At 42.0% G+C, this 17,524-nt stretch carries 20 protein-coding genes and 1 other annotated feature; of the genes, 16 read left to right on the top strand and 4 right to left on the bottom strand.

Going from position 1 to position 17,524, the window contains the following annotated elements:
• Nucleotides 1-101 precede the first annotated feature (101 nt).
• Complete coding sequence (locus tag JOD21_RS04940; RefSeq protein WP_204728561.1) at nucleotides 102-377, top strand: UPF0223 family protein; 276 nt, start codon at nucleotides 102-104, stop codon at nucleotides 375-377.
• A gap of 32 nt (nucleotides 378-409) precedes the next feature.
• Here JOD21_RS04940 and JOD21_RS04945 read toward each other — a convergent pair whose 3' ends face one another.
• On the bottom strand, nucleotides 410-1,048 hold the full coding sequence (locus JOD21_RS04945) for a YktB family protein (protein WP_204728562.1): 639 nt from the start codon (nucleotides 1,046-1,048) through the stop codon (nucleotides 410-412).
• Between the two features lie 183 nt (nucleotides 1,049-1,231).
• Between JOD21_RS04945 and JOD21_RS04950 the strand changes: the two genes are divergently transcribed.
• Both JOD21_RS04950 and JOD21_RS04955 read left to right on the top strand, forming a co-directional pair.
• Nucleotides 1,232-1,432 (top strand): hypothetical protein, encoded by a 201-nt coding sequence (locus tag JOD21_RS04950; protein WP_041122265.1) that lies wholly within the window; start codon nucleotides 1,232-1,234, stop codon nucleotides 1,430-1,432.
• 143 nt (nucleotides 1,433-1,575) lie between these two features.
• The gene (locus JOD21_RS04955; protein WP_204728563.1) at nucleotides 1,576-2,367 is read left to right on the top strand and encodes an inositol monophosphatase family protein; all 792 of its coding nucleotides are present in this window, start codon (nucleotides 1,576-1,578) and stop codon (nucleotides 2,365-2,367) included.
• 65 nt (nucleotides 2,368-2,432) lie between these two features.
• Here the strand turns inward: JOD21_RS04955 and JOD21_RS04960 are convergent, their stop codons facing one another.
• Entirely contained in the window at nucleotides 2,433-2,615 is a 183-nt protein-coding gene (locus JOD21_RS04960) for a DUF5325 family protein (protein ID WP_204728564.1), read from the bottom strand.
• A gap of 111 nt (nucleotides 2,616-2,726) precedes the next feature.
• On the opposite strand from JOD21_RS04960, the gene typA reads away from it, so the two are divergent.
• The 11 genes from typA to JOD21_RS05015 all read left to right on the top strand — a co-directional run bounded on the left by typA (nucleotide 2,727) and on the right by JOD21_RS05015 (nucleotide 15,691).
• The gene (typA, locus tag JOD21_RS04965) at nucleotides 2,727-4,571 is read left to right on the top strand and encodes a translational GTPase TypA (RefSeq protein ID WP_204728565.1); all 1,845 of its coding nucleotides are present in this window, start codon (nucleotides 2,727-2,729) and stop codon (nucleotides 4,569-4,571) included.
• Between the two features lie 22 nt (nucleotides 4,572-4,593).
• On the top strand, nucleotides 4,594-4,905 hold the full coding sequence (locus JOD21_RS04970; RefSeq protein ID WP_204728566.1) for a YlaH-like family protein: 312 nt from the start codon (nucleotides 4,594-4,596) through the stop codon (nucleotides 4,903-4,905).
• Between the two features lie 475 nt (nucleotides 4,906-5,380).
• Nucleotides 5,381-6,280, top strand: a complete 900-nt coding sequence (gene ilvE, locus JOD21_RS04975) for a branched-chain-amino-acid transaminase (protein WP_204728567.1) — start codon at nucleotides 5,381-5,383, stop codon at nucleotides 6,278-6,280.
• A gap of 41 nt (nucleotides 6,281-6,321) precedes the next feature.
• Nucleotides 6,322-6,552, top strand: a binding site (T-box leader).
• An 81-nt stretch (nucleotides 6,553-6,633) separates the two neighbouring features.
• The gene (gene ilvB / locus JOD21_RS04980) at nucleotides 6,634-8,370 is read left to right on the top strand and encodes an acetolactate synthase large subunit (RefSeq protein ID WP_204728568.1); all 1,737 of its coding nucleotides are present in this window, start codon (nucleotides 6,634-6,636) and stop codon (nucleotides 8,368-8,370) included.
• Nucleotides 8,370-8,882 (top strand): acetolactate synthase small subunit, encoded by a 513-nt coding sequence (gene ilvN / locus JOD21_RS04985; RefSeq protein WP_041122272.1) that lies wholly within the window; start codon nucleotides 8,370-8,372, stop codon nucleotides 8,880-8,882. Before ilvB ends, ilvN begins: the two co-directional genes overlap by 1 nt.
• Nucleotides 8,883-8,984: 102 nt before the next feature.
• On the top strand, nucleotides 8,985-10,013 hold the full coding sequence (ilvC, locus tag JOD21_RS04990; RefSeq protein ID WP_204728569.1) for a ketol-acid reductoisomerase: 1,029 nt from the start codon (nucleotides 8,985-8,987) through the stop codon (nucleotides 10,011-10,013).
• Nucleotides 10,000-11,541 (top strand): 2-isopropylmalate synthase, encoded by a 1,542-nt coding sequence (locus tag JOD21_RS04995; protein ID WP_204728570.1) that lies wholly within the window; start codon nucleotides 10,000-10,002, stop codon nucleotides 11,539-11,541. The genes ilvC and JOD21_RS04995 overlap by 14 nt, the downstream gene beginning before the upstream one ends.
• 18 nt (nucleotides 11,542-11,559) lie before the next feature.
• Nucleotides 11,560-12,660, top strand: a complete 1,101-nt coding sequence (leuB, locus tag JOD21_RS05000) for a 3-isopropylmalate dehydrogenase (protein WP_204728571.1) — start codon at nucleotides 11,560-11,562, stop codon at nucleotides 12,658-12,660.
• A gap of 19 nt (nucleotides 12,661-12,679) precedes the next feature.
• Nucleotides 12,680-14,083: a 3-isopropylmalate dehydratase large subunit gene (leuC, locus tag JOD21_RS05005; RefSeq protein ID WP_204728572.1), complete on the top strand. Its 1,404-nt coding sequence runs from the start codon at nucleotides 12,680-12,682 to the stop codon at nucleotides 14,081-14,083.
• Between the two features lie 12 nt (nucleotides 14,084-14,095).
• A complete protein-coding gene (leuD, locus tag JOD21_RS05010; RefSeq protein ID WP_204728573.1) occupies nucleotides 14,096-14,668 on the top strand; it encodes a 3-isopropylmalate dehydratase small subunit in 573 nt (190 codons plus the stop codon).
• Nucleotides 14,669-14,737: 69 nt separating this feature from the next.
• On the top strand, nucleotides 14,738-15,691 hold the full coding sequence (locus JOD21_RS05015; RefSeq protein WP_204728685.1) for a threonine ammonia-lyase: 954 nt from the start codon (nucleotides 14,738-14,740) through the stop codon (nucleotides 15,689-15,691).
• A gap of 38 nt (nucleotides 15,692-15,729) precedes the next feature.
• Here JOD21_RS05015 and JOD21_RS05020 read toward each other — a convergent pair whose 3' ends face one another.
• Nucleotides 15,730-15,933, bottom strand: a complete 204-nt coding sequence (locus JOD21_RS05020; protein WP_204728574.1) for a YlaI family protein — start codon at nucleotides 15,931-15,933, stop codon at nucleotides 15,730-15,732.
• A gap of 112 nt (nucleotides 15,934-16,045) precedes the next feature.
• Between JOD21_RS05020 and JOD21_RS05025 the strand changes: the two genes are divergently transcribed.
• Nucleotides 16,046-16,501, top strand: coding sequence for a pyridoxamine 5'-phosphate oxidase family protein (locus JOD21_RS05025; RefSeq protein ID WP_204728575.1), 456 nt, complete (start codon nucleotides 16,046-16,048; stop codon nucleotides 16,499-16,501).
• A 22-nt stretch (nucleotides 16,502-16,523) separates the two neighbouring features.
• On the opposite strand, the gene JOD21_RS05030 is transcribed toward JOD21_RS05025, so the two are convergent.
• Nucleotides 16,524-17,024 (bottom strand): peptidyl-prolyl cis-trans isomerase, encoded by a 501-nt coding sequence (locus JOD21_RS05030; RefSeq protein ID WP_204728576.1) that lies wholly within the window; start codon nucleotides 17,022-17,024, stop codon nucleotides 16,524-16,526.
• A 181-nt stretch (nucleotides 17,025-17,205) separates the two neighbouring features.
• Between JOD21_RS05030 and JOD21_RS05035 the strand changes: the two genes are divergently transcribed.
• A complete protein-coding gene (locus JOD21_RS05035) occupies nucleotides 17,206-17,487 on the top strand; it encodes a DUF1507 family protein (protein WP_204728686.1) in 282 nt (93 codons plus the stop codon).
• The last annotated feature ends 37 nt before the right edge of the window (nucleotides 17,488-17,524 follow it).

The raw sequence follows: 17,524 nt of genomic DNA on the forward strand, positions 1-17,524 counted from the left end.
ATTAACGGTATTGTTATCTAAAGAAGGATAACAGAAGAATTATAGCATTTCACCACATAAAAAGAAATATAAGAGTATGTGTCAGAAAGGAAGTTTATTTTATGGAATACCAATACCCATTGTCAATGGACTGGTCAACTGAGGAAATTATTGACGCAGTTAAATTTTATGAAGCAGTAGAAAAAGCTTATGAAAAATCAATTGAGAGAGAAGAATTTATGAACTATTATAAGCGGTTTAAAGAAATAGTCCCTGGTAAAGCCGAAGAGAAGACAATTGATAAAGAGTTTCAGGAAATGAGCGGCTATTCGATTTTCCGGACCCAGAAGAAGGCAAGAGAAAGTGCACCTGGCGATAAAATTTCCATGACTAAATAAAAAATGGTAAGTGCATGCGCACTTACCATTTTTTATACAGCCTGCTGAACGCGGGTTCCGAGCTTGTATAATGGCAGCAGCTCTTTCCAGGTCTTTAAAATCAACTGAATCAGCTCTTCTTTGGACAAAGTGGCAGCTTCAGATGCTTCTATTCTTCTGCCTGCAAGAAATTCTGCTTTCTTCACATTTTCAAATCTTTCAAGTGCATGTAACACATCGCCTTCATTCATTTCACTGAATTTTTTTGCATCTTTCTTTGTATGATCAATGCTGATATAACCATCTTCAGGCAGTATCTTCATCATATCATCGAGATTTTCAATCATTGTTTTCGCGATATTTTCCTTCTCAGGTAATTCGTAAATGAATGCCGTCCAGATAAACAAATGATCATCCCAGAGACCGAACTGGAAATGGGGCATCTTTTTATACCCTCTTTTACTCGGTGCAGCAGCCATCCAGGTATCGTTTGGCGGATTCACCGAACGTCTGGCATGCCTTGCGATATGAAGATGCATTTCTTCATCAGTCAAGTCTGACAGTGCAGGAACTACCTGATCCCCGATCTCCTGAAATTTTGGTTGAATATGAGAACGGATTCCTTCCATCCGCTCATCCAACCCGTCAATATTGAATACTTCAAAATCTTTTTCACTGAAATAGCCAGTCATGAACAACCCTCCGTTGTGTTTTAAAACAGTTTAATCAGTTTGAGCTCTGCTTAAATTGGCTATAATACATATAACAGGCCGCCTGAAACTTAATTTATTCTAGCACAGATGAAGTTTGTGAATAAACTGATTTGAATTGAATAAACTGCTTTAAACACAATATTTTGAGAGGAGTGGAAGGGTATGAAGCAGGTCATCCAGGTAACCAGAAAAAGAGATTATATACAGGAAAGACTCGCAGTGCTCAGAATGGAGCTTGATTATGAGCTTGCAGTATTATTTGAAGCGATGGAACTTGAAAATAAAACTGAGATCGACAGTGTAAAAGAAAGGCTTTCATTAATCCGGCATGAAATGAATGAATTAGGTGGTTTCTCAAAATGAATAGGTTTTTTCAATGTTTTTATCAGCAACGCTAAGACGAACGCTTAACCAATGAGCGTTCGTCTTAGCGTTGCTTTACAGTTGATTATAAAAAAAGAATCTAATACAGTTTAAATATGTTGTCTCATATAGGAGGAAGTTTTATGAAGGAGAATTGGAATGATATTGATCAATTCGCTAAAAATTCAATAAAAGGTGCAGGAAGTAAGATAATTGATTCATTTGACGAAGTGTTAAAGATTCAGACAAAAAGCAATGTAAATGATCTGGTCACTAATATGGATAAAGAGATTGAAAAATATTTTGTTGAGAAAATAAAAGATCGTTATCCTTCCCACAGAGTACTTGGTGAAGAAGGTTTTGGGGATCAGGTAGAAGACACAGATGGAACAGTCTGGATTATTGACCCGATTGATGGCACGATGAACTTTGTCCATCAGCAGAGAAATTTTGCGATTTCAATCGGGATCTTTCATGAGGGGATAGGTATACTCGGATATATCTATGATGTTGTAGCGGATGAATTGTATCATGCATACAGGGGACACGGTGCATACCTTAATGAAGAAAGGCTTTCTCAATTGAAAGAAGTTCCGGTTGAAGAAGCCATACTGTCGATCAATGCTACCTGGCTGATACCGAATAAAAAGATTGATCATGAACAGTTCGCGTCACTGGTCAAAAGAGTCCGCGGGACAAGGTCTTATGGTTCTGCTGCAATCGAACTGGCTTACATTGCAGCCGGACGTCTGGATGGTTATCTGACAATGAGGCTTTCTCCTTGGGATTTTGCAGGAGGAAAAGTATTAATTGAAGAAGTGGGGGGCACGATTACTGACCTTAAAGGAAACAACCTTTCCCTGGTCGAAAACTCTCCCGTATTCGCTGGAAACCCGGCAGTCCACAGCGAAGTACTGAAAAAATATTTAAAATAGTAGATTGTCCTATGAATCAGAGTTTATAAAAAGGCTGAGGCAGCATTTGCCTCAGCTTTTTTACATTAACTTTCTGCCTGCTCACGAAACTTCTTCTTTGTTTTGAAACCCATACCAAACACCGCAATGACAGCAATAATAGATATAATTGCACCAATCGCACTTCGCTCTGCAATAGCGATTCCGATACCCGACATCGCTATGACCGCAGCAAAAGCAAAAAGGATAAATACCGTGTTATTTTTCATCGTCATCCTCCTCTATACAGTCATTTTACATAATTCATTTCTATAATTCCACCTATTGTGATACAATAGTACAGTTAGAAAAGATTAGAACGTAAAAACAGGAGTGAAATAATGACGAATCTTAGGCAAGACTTACGAAACATTGCAATTATTGCTCACGTTGACCATGGGAAAACAACTTTAGTAGACCAGCTATTGAAACAATCAGGTATCTTTCGATCAAATGAGCATGTAGATGAACGTGCAATGGATTCGAACGATATTGAAAGAGAGCGCGGTATTACCATCCTTGCGAAAAACACTGCGATTCAATATAAAGATACACGTATTAACATTCTCGATACACCTGGACACGCAGACTTTGGTGGAGAAGTAGAACGTATTATGAAAATGGTTGATGGTGTTCTTCTTGTTGTCGATGCATATGAAGGCTGTATGCCACAGACACGCTTTGTACTGAAAAAGGCACTTGAACAGAATCTGACACCAATCGTTGTTGTAAACAAAATTGACCGTGACGCTGCCCGTCCTGCAGAAGTAATTGATGAAGTGCTTGAACTTTTCATCGAACTTGATGCGAACGAAGATCAGCTTGAATTCCCGGTCGTTTATGCTTCAGCAATTAACGGAACAGCAAGTCTTGATCCTGAACAGCAGGATGAGACGATGGAGTGTCTGTATGATTCAGTTGTAGAGAACATTCCTGCGCCGGTTGATAACAGTGCTGATCCGCTTCAGTTCCAGATCGCTCTTCTTGATTACAACGATTATGTTGGCCGTATCGGAATTGGCCGTGTGTTCAGAGGAACGATTGAGGTGGGACAACAGGTTTCCTTAATGAAACTTGATGGCAGTGTGAAAAACTTCCGTGTTACAAAAATATTCGGTTTCTTTGGCCTTAAGCGTGAAGAAATCCAGTCAGCAAAAGCTGGAGATCTGATTGCAGTATCCGGAATGGAGGATATCAACGTAGGGGAAACAGTTACACCTGTAGACCATCAGGAAGCACTTCCTGTACTGCGTATCGATGAGCCGACATTACAGATGACATTCTCTGTCAACAACAGTCCATTTGCTGGACGTGAAGGTAAGTTTGTTACTGCACGTAAAATCGAAGAGCGTCTGGAAGCACAGCTTGAAACAGACGTAAGTCTTCGTGTTGATCAGACTGATTCGCCTGATGCATGGGTTGTATCAGGTCGTGGTGAACTTCACCTTTCAATCCTGATTGAAAACATGAGACGTGAAGGATATGAACTGCAGGTTTCTAAACCTCAGGTAATCGTACGAGAAATTGATGGTGTTCGCTGTGAACCGGTTGAGCGCGTTCAGATTGATGTACCTGAAGATAACACTGGTTCAATTATTGAATCAATGGGTGCAAGAAAAGGCGAAATGCTTGATATGGTGAATAACGGTAATGGTCAAGTCCGCCTTGTATTTATGATTCCTGCACGTGGTCTAATTGGATATACAACTGAGTTTATGACAATTACACGTGGTTTTGGTATCATTAACCACTCATTTGACAGCTACCAGCCAATGCAGCCGGGCCGTGTCGGTGGACGCCGTGCCGGAGTACTTGTATCTATGGATAAAGGACAGGCATCACAGTATGCAATCCTGGGCGTAGAAGATCGCGGTACGATCTTTATTGAACCTGGTACTGAAGTATATGAAGGGATGGTTGTTGGAGAGCATACGCGTGAAAATGATCTGACCGTCAATGTAACGAAAATTAAAGCAGCTAATAATATCCGTTCTGCTAACAAAGAGCAGACGACTACACTTAAAAAAGCGAGACTGATGACGCTTGAGGAATCTCTTGAGTACCTGAATGATGATGAGCTTTGTGAGATCACTCCTGAGACAATCAGAATCCGCAAAAAGATTCTTGATAAAAACGAACGTGAGCGTGCTCAGAAAAAGCAAAAATACGCTGAAGCAGGCAAATAATTAAGAGGAGCTGACAACCTCCATGGTGAATGTAGAAGACCGCTTATCATTTTTTCCTGCGCTGTACAGAGTTGAAGCTAACCCTGATGCAGGAATGTGGTATCTTTACCTCACGATTATATTATTGTCAATTGTCGTCTATAAGCTTGGCTTTGCAAAAAAGCTGCCGCCGCTTAAATCTGCAATGATCTATCTGTTTCTGATTTTAGGATGTACAGTTCTTACGTTTCTGGCAGTCTTTTTACCAGTCACAGAAGGATTGATCATTGCAGCACTTATCCTGATCATCTATAAGATCAGGCTGAGACGTGAGCAGGCTAAAGGCACAATTTAATACAATTTGTAAGGAATGGCGTGAAAACCTCCCTTATCTTAGAAAAAGGCACCTGATTCCAGGTGTCTTTTTCTTGTTATCAAAATGCTTATCCTGCATACGGTTTTTAAACAGGTATGCGGTTTTATCACCGAATAATGAATAATGATGTATATAAATACTTATAAATGTATATAATTTAAAACATCCAAAAAAGATGGATACATCTATAATTTTCTGTTTTCTAAGCTGTCAAGACACCTTTGTAAAGCCTTTTCGTTCAAAAACACCTCACATGAGCATGTAAAAATAAAAAAATTTTCATCCTGCAAAAAAATGCATAGTATCAATGATGTAAACGATTACATTTTATTTAAAAATTCTAATTTGTCTAAAAATTTAATTTTCAGCTGTTGACGGACTTGTATATCCGCGTTATGATTGTCAACAATTCAAGCCTACGGGCCACGATAAAGCGATGGAAGGAGTGAATAAGGTGAGTGAACAATTAATTTTTTTAGATGGAGAATTTGTTTCAAAACAAGATGCTAAGATCTCTGTTTATGATCATGGTTTCTTATACGGTGATGGGGTGTTTGAAGGTATTCGTTCCTATAATGGAAATGTGTTTCGACTTGAAGAGCACCTTGTAAGGCTGTATGACTCTGCAAAATCAATTCTGCTTGAAATCCCTTATACCAAAGAGGAGATGCAGCAGATTATTATTGAGACACTGCAGAAGAACAACTTGAAAGACGGCTATATCCGATTAGTTGTATCACGTGGTGTTGGCAACCTTGGACTTGATCCATTTACATGTAAAAGACCAAGTGTGATTGTCATCGCTGAATCCTTAGCACTGTTTCCGAAAAAGCTTTATGAAACTGGCATTGAAATTGTAACAGTTGCCAGCAGAAGAAACCGCTCAGATGTATTGAGTCCGAAAGTAAAATCACTGAACTACTTAAATAACATCTTAGTGAAAATTGAAGCTGGTCTCGCAGGTGTACCTGAAGCATTAATGCTGAATGACCAGGGTTACGTAGCAGAAGGTTCTGCTGACAATATCTTTATTGTCAGAGGAAATAAGATCCTGACGCCTCCCGGTTATGTCGGGGCACTTGAAGGGATTACAAGAAACGCAATTATTGAACTGGCAAGAGATAAAGGCTACGAGATGGAAGAAGCAGTATTTACAAGACATGATGTGTATGTAGCAGATGAAGTTTTCCTGACAGGTACTGCAGCTGAAGTCATTGCAGTCGTAAAAGTGGACGGACGTGTGGTAGGTGAAGGCGTTCCTGGAAATATAACAAATGATTTACTTGAATCTTTCAGAGAATTAGTCATTAAAGACGGTGTTAAGGTATATAATTCAGCATTAAATGCAGGCTAACTTTTTTAACGCTTAACTTTCGTGAGTTAAAGCAATTATACGTTAAATCATTGATGAGGTTAAAGTACGCAGCAAAGGGCTTTTACAGAGAGCCGGGATTGGTGGAACCCGGTATTGCCAGTTGTGTATGACATCCCCTCGGAGTGGAACACTGAAATTTTGCAGTAGGTGTTCACGGACATTTGTTCGTTATCAAAGAACAGGTTATCTGTTCATGAGGCAGCTTTTGCTGCGAAGTAGGGTGGTACCATGAAAAGTCTTTCATCCCTATACAAAGGATCACGTGTCTATTTGTATGGGTTTGAAAGGCTTTTTCATTTGTTTAAAAAAGGATTTAAAGGAGGCATGTTTCAATGAGTGTGCAAGTAAATACGAAACAGGCAGAAGCACTTGGCGGTGATGTACAGAAGCAGGCAGTTCAGGGAGCGGATATATTTATTCAATCTCTTCAAAACGAAGGTGTAGAAATGATTTTTGGGTATCCGGGTGGCGCAGTGCTCCCGATCTATGACGCATTGTATAAAAACCCTATCCCACATATTCTTGCCAGACATGAGCAGGGAGCGATCCATGCAGCTGAAGGGTATGCAAGAGTTTCAGGTAAGACAGGCGTTGTAATCGCAACATCCGGTCCAGGTGCTACTAACCTGGTAACAGGTATTGCTGATGCCATGATGGATTCACTGCCGCTCGTTGTGTTTACAGGCCAGGTGGCAAGTGCAGTAATTGGAACTGATGCTTTTCAGGAAGCAGATATTGTGGGCATTACACAACCGATCACAAAGCATAACTATCAGGTGAAAGACGTAAATGATTTGCCAAGAATTATTCATGAAGCATTTCATATCGCATCTACCGGACGACCGGGACCAGTACTCGTTGACATCCCGAAAAACGTATCAAATGAAGTGTTTACAATGGCTGAGGTAAAGCAGACTGAAGTGAATCTGCCGGGTTATCAGCCGACGACCACACCGAATTTTCTGCAGATTCAGAAAGTGGCTCAGGCAATTCAAAAGGCTGAAAAACCGCTCGTACTTGCGGGAGCAGGTGTACTTCATGCCAAAGCATCAGAAGAGCTGACTACCTTTATAGAACAAACCGGACTACCGGTTACCAATACACTGCTGGGTCTAGGTACGATCCACGGTGAGCACGAACAATTTCTGGGTATGGCTGGCATGCATGGCACATATGCCGCGAACATGGCAATATGTGAATGTGACCTGCTAATCAACTTCGGTGCGAGGTTTGATGATCGCTTAACCGGAAACCTTGAACACTTTGCACCGAATGCTCAAGTTATTCATATCGATATTGACCCGGCGGAAATAGGCAAAAATGTCCCGACTGATATTCCAATCGTTGCAGATGCAAAAGAAGCGCTGCAGGCACTGTTGAAACTCGGTATCAAAACAGATGGCATTGAACAATGGTCGAACCATCTCAACAGCATGAAGGAAGAATATCCGCTTCATTATAAGAGAGAAGAAGAAGGCATTCTCCCGCAGGAAGCAATTGAATTGCTTCACAAGCATACTGGCGGAGATGCAATCGTAACGACTGATGTAGGACAGCATCAGATGTGGGCAGCACAATACTATAAGTTCAATCACCCGGATCACTGGGTTACATCAGGCGGACTTGGGACAATGGGCTTCGGTTTCCCGGCAGCTATTGGTGCACAGCTTGCAAAACCGAAAGAAACGGTCATTGCCATCACAGGAGATGGCGGCTTCCAGATGACACTGCAGGAACTATCACTATTGCAGGAAAGTCAGATTCCTGTAAAAGTTGTAATCTTAAATAATCAGTGTCTCGGGATGGTAAGACAGTGGCAGCAAACGTTCTATCAGGAAAGATACTCACAGTCACTTATGCCATCACAGCCTGATTTTGTAAAGCTCGCTGAAGCTTATGATCTTGAAGGTTACAAAGTAACCAGTCTGGATGAAGCAGATGAAGTATTTGAAAAAGCGATGAATTCAAATAAGCCAGTCCTGATCGACTGCAGGGTAAAACAGATTGAGAATGTATACCCGATGGTTGCACCAGGAAAAGGGCTGCATGAAATGTTAGGGGTGAAATGATGAAACGTGTGATCACAACAACAGTTATTAATCAAAGTGGCGTGCTGAACCGGGTCACCGGATTACTCATGAAAAGGCAGTTTAACATTGAAAGTATTACTGTCGGACACACTGAACAGCCTGGCATTTCAAAAATGACTTTCGTTGTTCATGTGGAAGATCAGAGAAAGCTTGAACAACTGCTGAAACAACTGCAGAAACAAATTGACGTATTAAAAGTAAATGATATCTCTGATAAGGCGATTGTAACGAGAGAGCTTGCACTGATTAAAGTGCTCTCACCGCCTGCAGTCAGAAGTGAAATCACAAGTATTATCGAGCCTTTCCGGGCAACTGTGATCGACATGAGTAAAAATGTGATCACAGTTCAGGTTACCGGAGACCCTGAAAAGGTTGAGGCCTTTATTGATCTGGTCAGACCCTATGGAATTAAGGAAATGACAAGAACAGGCGCAACAGCCTTCGTCAGGGAAAATCAGAAAACACCATCACAGCAATTATCAATTTTATAAAACATTTTAAAATAACAGCGTATAACCTCAGTTGAACCTCCATGGAGGAGGTCAGCGTGATATAAAAACTAAAAACTCATACAAACACTGGAGGAATTTATTATGGTAAAAGTTTATTACAATCAGGACATCAACAGCTCACTAGAAGGTAAGAAAGTTGCAGTAATCGGATATGGCTCTCAAGGTCATGCACACGCTCAGAACCTGAAAGAAACAGGCCACGACGTAGTAGTAGGTGTCAGAAAAGGGAAGTCATGGGATCAGGCAGCTGAAGACGGCCTTGAAGTGAAAACTGTAAGAGATGCAGCAGAAGAAGCAGACATCATCATGGTATTGCTGCCGGATGAGAGACAGACACAGGTATATGAAGAAGAAATCAAACCGGGACTGCGTGCAGGTAAGTCACTCGTCTTCGCACATGGATTTAACGTACATTTTAACCAAATCGTACCACCAGCTGATGTAGACGTATTCCTGGTTGCACCAAAAGGCCCGGGACACCTTGTCCGCAGAACATTTGAATCAGGTGCAGGTGTACCGGCACTATTCGCAGTCTATCAGGATCAGTCAGGTCACGCTGCAGAAACTGCACTCGCTTACGCTAAAGGAATTGGAAGCGCACGAGCAGGCGTACTGGAAACAACATTTAAAGAAGAAACTGAAACAGATCTATTCGGAGAACAGGCAGTACTTTGCGGAGGACTTACTTCATTAGTAAAAGCAGGATTTGAAACACTTGTGGAAGCAGGCTATCAGCCGGAACTGGCATACTTCGAATGTCTGCACGAGCTGAAGCTGATCGTGGACTTAATGTATGAAGATGGAATGAGCGGAATGAGATATTCAATTTCTGACACTGCACAGTGGGGAGACTTCGTATCAGGACCACGTGTTGTAGATGCAGATACGAAAAAACGCATGAAAGATATCCTGACAGATATCCAGGACGGTAAGTTTGCTAAAGGATGGCTGCTTGAGAATCAGCTGAACCGCCCTGAATTCACAGCAATTGCAAATCGCGAGAACGAACATCAGATCGAAAAGGTGGGTCGAGAGCTGCGCAGCATGATGCCATTTGTTAAAGCAGGAAAAGAAAAACAGAAGGAAGTGGTTGCGAGTGCGAAAAATTGATGTTTTTGATACAACGCTGAGAGACGGTGAACAGTCAGCAGGAATTAATCTGAATACAGCCGAAAAACTTGAAATTGCCAGACAGCTTGAGCGGTTCAATGCTGATGTGATTGAAGCAGGATTTCCTGCTTCATCACAGGGTGATTTTGAAGCAGTGAAAAAAATCGCTCAGACGGTCAAAGGCTCAATTGTTACAGGACTTGCAAGGTCAATAAAAAGTGATATTGATACTTCCTGGGAAGCGCTGAAATACGGTGAACAGCCGCACATTCATATTTTTCTGGCTACATCACCAATCCATATGACACACAAATTAAAGAAAACACCTGATCAGGTAGTCGATATTGCAGTAGAATCAGTGAAATATGCGAAAAAGAATTTCCCGCTCGTGCAATGGTCAGCTGAGGATGCTTTCAGATCAGATCCGGATTTCCTGGTCCGAGTGGTCAAAGAAGTCATTAAAGCCGGTGCAACGACAATCAACCTGCCTGATACAGTTGGATATGCGACTCCTTCAGAGTACGGTGCCATGTTCAGGCATTTGAAAGAAAACGTACCCGGTATTGATCGTGTGAAACTGTCAGCCCACTGTCATAATGATCTTGGCATGGCGGTTGCAAACACGATTGCAGCGATTGAAAACGGTGCGGATCAGGTTGAAGGGACAATCAACGGCCTTGGTGAACGTGCAGGGAATGCAGCGCTTGAAGAACTGGCTGTAGCCCTTCATATCAGGAAAGATAAATTCACCTTTGGAACTGATGTGAAGCTTGACGAAATCAAGCGCACGAGCCAGCTTGTCAGTCAGCTGACAGGAATGGCGATCCAGGCGAACAAAGCAGTAGTTGGTAAAAATGCCTTTGCTCATGAGTCAGGCATTCATCAGGACGGCATGCTGAAAGAGCGTACGACATATGAGATTATCACACCTGAATTAATCGGTGAAAATTCAACTCAGATTGTACTAGGCAAGCATTCAGGAAGACATGCATTTAAAGATAAAGCCATTGCACTAGGTTTTGAACTGAGTGATGAAAAAATCACGGAAGCATTCAAAGCGTTCAAAGCACTGGCTGATAAGAAAAAAGAGATTTCAGAAGACGATCTGTATGTGCTCCTTACAGACCAGCAGATTCAGGAAGAAGAAGTACCTGTCTATGAATTAAAGTCAGTGCAGGTTCAATACGGTAATGGAAGTATTCCGACAGCTTCTGTATCAGTCATCTCACCTGATGGCGACCTGCTGCAGGAAGCATCCACAGGCTCAGGGAGTGTAGAAGCAATTTGCAATACGCTTGAACGCTTAGTACAAGGAAAAGTCCATCTACTCGATTACCGCGTTACTTCTATTGGTAAGGGGCGCGACGCACTGGGAGAAGCAGTTGTAAATATGACATATAACGGAAAGTCCACAACTGGCCGTGACGTGGCACAGGATGTGCTGGAAGCTTCAGCTAAAGCTTATCTTAACGCGATTAATCGTCAGCTTGTAAATGAACGTAAAAGATCTTACGCGAAAACTGTATAACACAGGGGAGGAATTATCATGAAAAAAACAGTAGCAGTTCTGCATGGAGACGGAGTTGGACAGGAAGTAACAGAAGCAGCAGTAAAAGTTCTCCAGTCGGTTGGACGGAGATTTGACCATACATTTGAGGTTAAAAAAGGGCTGATCGGCGGAATTGCTATTGATGAGACAGGTGATCCTCTGCCGAAAGAAACAATTGATGTCTGTGAGAAAAGTGATGCTGTCCTGCTTGGGGCAGTTGGCGGTCCTAAATGGGACCAGAATCCTTCAGAACTCCGTCCGGAGAAAGGGCTGCTGGGTATCAGAAAGCACTTTGGACTATTTGCCAACTTGAGACCGGTAAAAGCCGTTAAGGGAATGAGTGAAGCATCCCCGCTGAAAGATCATCTGTCAAAAGATGTGGATATGATGATTGTCAGAGAACTGACAGGCGGTCTTTACTTTGGGGAACCAAAGAGAAAAACACACAACGGTGCTGTTGATTCCCTGACTTATTCAAGAGAGGAAATCGAACGCATTGTTGAACAGGGATTTGAACTTGCGCGTCTGAGAAAAGGAAAAGTAACGTCAGTTGATAAAGCGAATGTACTTGAAACAAGCAAGCTTTGGAGAGAAGTGGTAGAAGAGAAGAAAGCACACTACCCTGATGTTGAAGTTGAACATTTGCTTGTGGATGCAGCTGCGATGAAGCTGATCACCCAGCCTGCATCATTTGACGTTGTTGTTACTGAAAATCTTTTCGGGGATATCCTGAGTGATGAAGCTTCCGTACTTACCGGTTCACTCGGTATGCTGCCATCAGCGAGTATCCGTTCAGACGGATTCGGTTTATATGAACCGGTACACGGTTCAGCACCGGATATTGCAGGAATGAATATTGCAAATCCGTCGGCTGCAATACTGTCAGTTGCGATGATGCTGAAGTACTCATTTGGAATGGAAACTGAAGCGTCTGCAGTTGAAACAGCTGTATACAGCGTCTTTGACGATGGTTATTGTACAACAGATGTGCAGAAGTCAGGACACCGCGTACTGACAACTTCTGCTTTTGCCGATAAAGTGATTGAAGAGCTTGAAAGAGAGCTGGTATCAGACCATATCTTGTCTGCTTATGTATAAGTGAGGAGGGAACAGTCTTATGGCGAAGACGATTATTGAAAAAGTTTGGAACGATCATATCGTATATGAAGAAGAAAATAAACCGGACCTTCTCTATATTGACCTGCACCTGATTCATGAAGTGACATCACCGCAGGCATTTGAAGGCTTAAGATTAAAAGGAAGAAAAGTCAGAAGACCTGATTTAAGCTTCGCCACAATGGATCATAACGTACCGACAAAAAATCGTGAAGTCATTAAAGATCCAGTGTCAAAGCAGCAGATGAATACACTTGCAGATAACTGTAAGGAATTCAATATACCGCTTGCGCATATGCATCACCCGGATCAGGGTATTGTCCATGTGATTGGCCCGGAACTCGGTCTGACTCAGCCTGGTAAAACCATTGTCTGTGGGGACAGCCATACTTCTACTCACGGAGCATTCGGAGCCCTTGCATTTGGCATCGGAACAAGTGAAGTGGAACATGTGCTGTCAACGCAGACACTATGGCAGTCCAAACCGAAAACGATGGAAATCAAAGTAGAAGGTGAACTTGGCTTTGGTGTTACGGCGAAAGACGTTATTCTTGCAATTATTTCAAAGTTCGGTGTAGACGCGGGTACAGGATATGTTGTTGAATATACCGGGGATGCGATCAGAAAGATGTCAATGGAAGAGCGGATGACGGTGTGTAACATGTCTATTGAAGCCGGTGCCCGTGCAGGTCTGATCAGTCCTGATGAAAAAACAGCTGAGTTTTTGAAAAACCGTGCTCATGTACCTGCAGAGCAATATGAGGAGCTGAAAGAAAAATGGCTCAGTTATGCGACAGAAGAAGGCGCAGTCTATGATAAAACGCTGACGATCCACGCAGATGAAATTGAACCATTTGTAACATGGGGCACGAACCCTTCAATGGGGTCCGGTATATCAGCTAATGTGCCAACTGCTAGTGACTACACTCAGAATTCTAAAAAGGAAGAGTTAAAACAGGCTCTTTCTTATATGGATCTTTCAGAAGGCATGCCGATTACCGACATTGAAATCCAGCATGTATTTATCGGATCCTGTACAAATTCAAGGATCGGTGACCTGAGAGCTGCAGCAAAAGTAATTGAAGGAAAGAAAGTACATGAGAATGTCACAGCAATCGTTGTACCTGGTTCATTTACAGTGAAAATGAAAGCTGAGGAAGAAGGACTTGATCAAATCTTTAAAAATGCAGGGTTTGACTGGCGTGAGTCCGGCTGCAGTATGTGCCTTGCTATGAATGATGATATCGTTCCAGCCGGAGAACGCTGCGCCTCGACTTCCAATCGGAATTTTGAAGGAAGACAGGGAGCGGGAGCCAGAACACACTTGGTCAGCCCTGCAATGGCTGCAGCAGCTGCAGTAACAGGCAGGTTCACAGATGTCCGTAAAATGAATGTTTACGCATAAGGAGGGAAATTGATGGAGCCGGTAAAAAAATTAACAAGCAGTATTGCACCACTTGATCGTATTAATGTTGATACGGATCAGATCATACCAAAGCAGTTTCTGAAAAGAATTGAACGCACCGGGTTTGGTCAGTTTCTCTTTTATGGGTGGCGGTTTAACGAAGATGGTACACCGAATCAGGATTTTATTTTAAATCACCCTGCTTATAAAAATGCTGAAATCCTTGCAGCAGGAGAAAACTTCGGCTGCGGCTCTTCAAGAGAGCATGCACCGTGGTCACTGCAGGACTATGGGTTTAAAGTGATCATTGCACCATCTTTTGCTGATATTTTCTATAATAATTGTGTAAAAAATGGTATCCTTGCCATCAGACTTGAAGAAGCTGATCAGTTAATACAGGCAGGGAAAGAAGGTAAATCTGCTGAAGTGGATCTTGAATCACAGACAGTGAACTGTGATGGCCACACATGGCATTTTGATATTGACCCGTACTGGAAGCAGATGCTTCTGAATGGCTGGGATGAAATCTCGATTACATTTCAGTATGAAGATGCTATCAGTAAATACGAAGAATCGCACGTCTAATTACAATGAGAGGATGATCAACTTGGGAATTTCTATAACACGAGCGCATTATTTGACGCAGCAGAAGAACTGAGCAGCTATGTACACAGAACGCCATGTAAACAGTCTGATACACTGAATAAGTTAACAGGACAGCAGGTATTTATGAAGCTTGAAAACCTTCAGAAAACTGGTTCATTTAAAGTCAGAGGTGCGATGAATAAAGTAGCCTCGCTGACTGAGCTGGAGTGCAAAAGAGGAATCATCGCAGCATCAGCTGGCAATCACGCACAGGGAGTAGCGCTTGCCGGACAGAAAAAAGGGGTGGATGTCACAATTTTTATGCCGGTGACAACACCTGATACAAAAGTAAATGCGACACGCGAATACGGTGCTGAAGTCGTACTGACAGGTGAATCTTTTGATGAAGCTTATGCAGCAGCATGCAAAAAGCAGGAGGAAACAGGTGCTGTATTTATTCATCCTTTCGATGATCTTAAAATCATCGAAGGTCAGGCAACTGCAGCGCTTGAAATGCTGCAGCAATGTCCGCATATAGAAAGAGTGTTTGTCCCAGCAGGCGGTGGAGGGTTACTTGCCGGCACAGCGCTTGCTGTTAAGGCGTTAAAGCCCTCTGTAAAAGTGATCGGAGTTCAATCAGCTTCAGCTCCTGCAATTGCAGCATCTTTCTTTGGACAGTCGAGCAGCGAAGTGCCTTTTCTACCTACAATTGCTGAAGGAATTAAAGTGAAATCTCCAGGGAAACTGACAACTTCAATCATCAACAAATATGTGGATGATATGGTGACAGTGACTGAAGGAGAAATTGCCAAAGCAATCCTGTTCATGCTTGAAAGAGAAAAAATGATGGTTGAAGGCGCTGGAGCAGCAGGCATTGCAGCTCTTCTCAGTAATACACTGTCTCCTTATTCAGGCCAGACTGGCGTTATTGTAAGCGGCGGAAATTTTGATGCAGCTAAACTCGGCAAATGTATTGAACTGGCCGGGGAAGTGAAAGAACCGAAGCGCAAGTTGATTATTTAATGTATAAAACCCTAAAGCCGGCCGGCTTTAGGGTTTTATTAAAATTCTTTTTCGATTTTTCTTGAACTTTTGTATTGTTTGAAATTACCTGTAGCAATCCTTTTTTTTGTTTTACTTTCAATCCGGCTGTTACACTCTTCGCAAAGATAGGTATGAATCGGACGGTTGCGGAGCTTTTTAGCCAGTGGACTGAAATCTTCAATTGATTCAATTTTATCGCATAAAAAACATTTTACTCTCATTAGTCAAGCTCCTTTTCAAAAAGGTATATGTCTAATAGTATAACATGTGTGTAAGGTGAACTGTTATGGTTAGAAAATCTGCTGTATAATAAATCAGAAAGGAAGTGATGATATGGCTAACAGAGTTGAAGATCACCTGACGCCAGGGCTATATGAAGAATTTTTACACGAGCGGTTTGTTCAGCTTGCAACTGTAGATGCAGAGTCCGGCGGTACGAATATAGCATCATTGTCATGGGTACATGCTAAAGACGAATCAACAATTATATTTGCCGTGGATCACCGATCAAGAATTATACAGAACATAGAAAAACAGCCGCTTTGTTCACTCTCTATCATTGCGGGGGGAAGTACGTATTCCATCAGTGGTAAAGCAGTGGCTGCCGGACAATCCTCAGCTGATGTGCCGATCGGACTTTCCATTATCCGTCTGGATATTTCAGAAGTCAGGGATGTCATGTTCTACGGGGCTAAAATTATTACAGACCCGGCGTTTGCAAAAACGTATGATGAGCAGGCTGCCAGAAACCTTGATCAGCAGGTCATGGAAGAATTAAAAAAGCACTGACCTGGTCAGTGCTTTTAACGTATCAGGAAATTGTGATTTTACGAACGTTTGTAATCGGATTATCTCTGTTAGAACCATCTTCAAATAAAATGTGAACAGGACCATCTTCGCGGAGCGGTTTTCCATTTTTCGAGAAAGCTAAAATTAATTCTCCGGCTTCTTCCATTGAAAATGAATGGACGCCATCAGCGGTTGAGATCATCACTTTTTCAGCGCCGGATTCAGGTTCTGCATTTTTTATAAAAGGCTTCATTTTAATGCCGAAAGTGCCGTTTAACAGCTGTTCTTTCTGCGTTTTCTTCTTTGCAGGGGAAGCAGCTTTGGGAATTTCAGCTCCTTCTTTAATTTCTCTGGAGAAGTGTTCAGCGACAGCTTTGGAATATTGTTCGATCTCGTCTACTTCCACCCGTTCTTCATCAAAATAAGTCGTAAGGTCAATTTTTCTTTCATCAAAAATCCAGACGCTTGGATCTATAGTCAGCTGGAATTTAACCCGGCCTGAAATAGGTATAATATTATTCATGATTCGTATCCCCCTTAAGATCTGTCCTTTGAGTATACATCTTAATATTAAATGTGTCACATATCGTAAAACACACTAAATCAACAAGACGCTGCTTGCAATTTTGCTGATAAAACGCTACACTTTAGGTTAAGCAGCTATGATGTATCGCATGAAAACTGAATGGATTGGGGGGATCAGTGTGACATCAGAAATGAAGATTGACCATCGTGAAAAAGCCTATGAGCTTTTACGTAAAGATGCCGAAAAAATAGCGCAGCTAATCAAAGTTCAAATGGATAACTTAACGATGCCCCAGTGTCCATTGTATGAAGAGGTATTAGATACGCAAATGTTTGGGTTATCCCGTGAAATAGAATTCGCCGTCAGGCTCGGGCTAGTGGATGAAGCAGATGGAAAGACATTAATTGACTCACTTGAAAGAGAAATGTCAACGCTCCATGATGCTTTTACCAATAAATAACTTTCAATCACTCAAACAAACTTTTCAGATTGTTTGA

It is taken from the genome of Jeotgalibacillus terrae, assembly GCF_016908195.1.
In the GTDB taxonomy this organism is placed as follows: Bacteria; Bacillota; Bacilli; order Bacillales; family Jeotgalibacillaceae; genus Jeotgalibacillus; species Jeotgalibacillus terrae.

Coding starts and splice junctions, on each gene's coding strand:
- JOD21_RS04940 (WP_204728561.1), top strand. CDS start 102: ATGGAATACCAATACCCATTGTCAATGGACTGGTCAACTGAGGAAATT.
- JOD21_RS04945 (WP_204728562.1), bottom strand. CDS start 1,048: ATGACTGGCTATTTCAGTGAAAAAGATTTTGAAGTATTCAATATTGAC.
- JOD21_RS04950 (WP_041122265.1), top strand. CDS start 1,232: ATGAAGCAGGTCATCCAGGTAACCAGAAAAAGAGATTATATACAGGAA.
- JOD21_RS04955 (WP_204728563.1), top strand. CDS start 1,576: ATGAAGGAGAATTGGAATGATATTGATCAATTCGCTAAAAATTCAATA.
- JOD21_RS04960 (WP_204728564.1), bottom strand. CDS start 2,615: ATGAAAAATAACACGGTATTTATCCTTTTTGCTTTTGCTGCGGTCATA.
- typA (WP_204728565.1), top strand. CDS start 2,727: ATGACGAATCTTAGGCAAGACTTACGAAACATTGCAATTATTGCTCAC.
- JOD21_RS04970 (WP_204728566.1), top strand. CDS start 4,594: ATGGTGAATGTAGAAGACCGCTTATCATTTTTTCCTGCGCTGTACAGA.
- ilvB (WP_204728568.1), top strand. CDS start 6,634: ATGAGTGTGCAAGTAAATACGAAACAGGCAGAAGCACTTGGCGGTGAT.
- ilvN (WP_041122272.1), top strand. CDS start 8,370: ATGAAACGTGTGATCACAACAACAGTTATTAATCAAAGTGGCGTGCTG.
- ilvC (WP_204728569.1), top strand. CDS start 8,985: ATGGTAAAAGTTTATTACAATCAGGACATCAACAGCTCACTAGAAGGT.
- leuB (WP_204728571.1), top strand. CDS start 11,560: ATGAAAAAAACAGTAGCAGTTCTGCATGGAGACGGAGTTGGACAGGAA.
- leuC (WP_204728572.1), top strand. CDS start 12,680: ATGGCGAAGACGATTATTGAAAAAGTTTGGAACGATCATATCGTATAT.
- leuD (WP_204728573.1), top strand. CDS start 14,096: ATGGAGCCGGTAAAAAAATTAACAAGCAGTATTGCACCACTTGATCGT.
- JOD21_RS05020 (WP_204728574.1), bottom strand. CDS start 15,933: ATGAGAGTAAAATGTTTTTTATGCGATAAAATTGAATCAATTGAAGAT.
- JOD21_RS05025 (WP_204728575.1), top strand. CDS start 16,046: ATGGCTAACAGAGTTGAAGATCACCTGACGCCAGGGCTATATGAAGAA.
- JOD21_RS05030 (WP_204728576.1), bottom strand. CDS start 17,024: ATGAATAATATTATACCTATTTCAGGCCGGGTTAAATTCCAGCTGACT.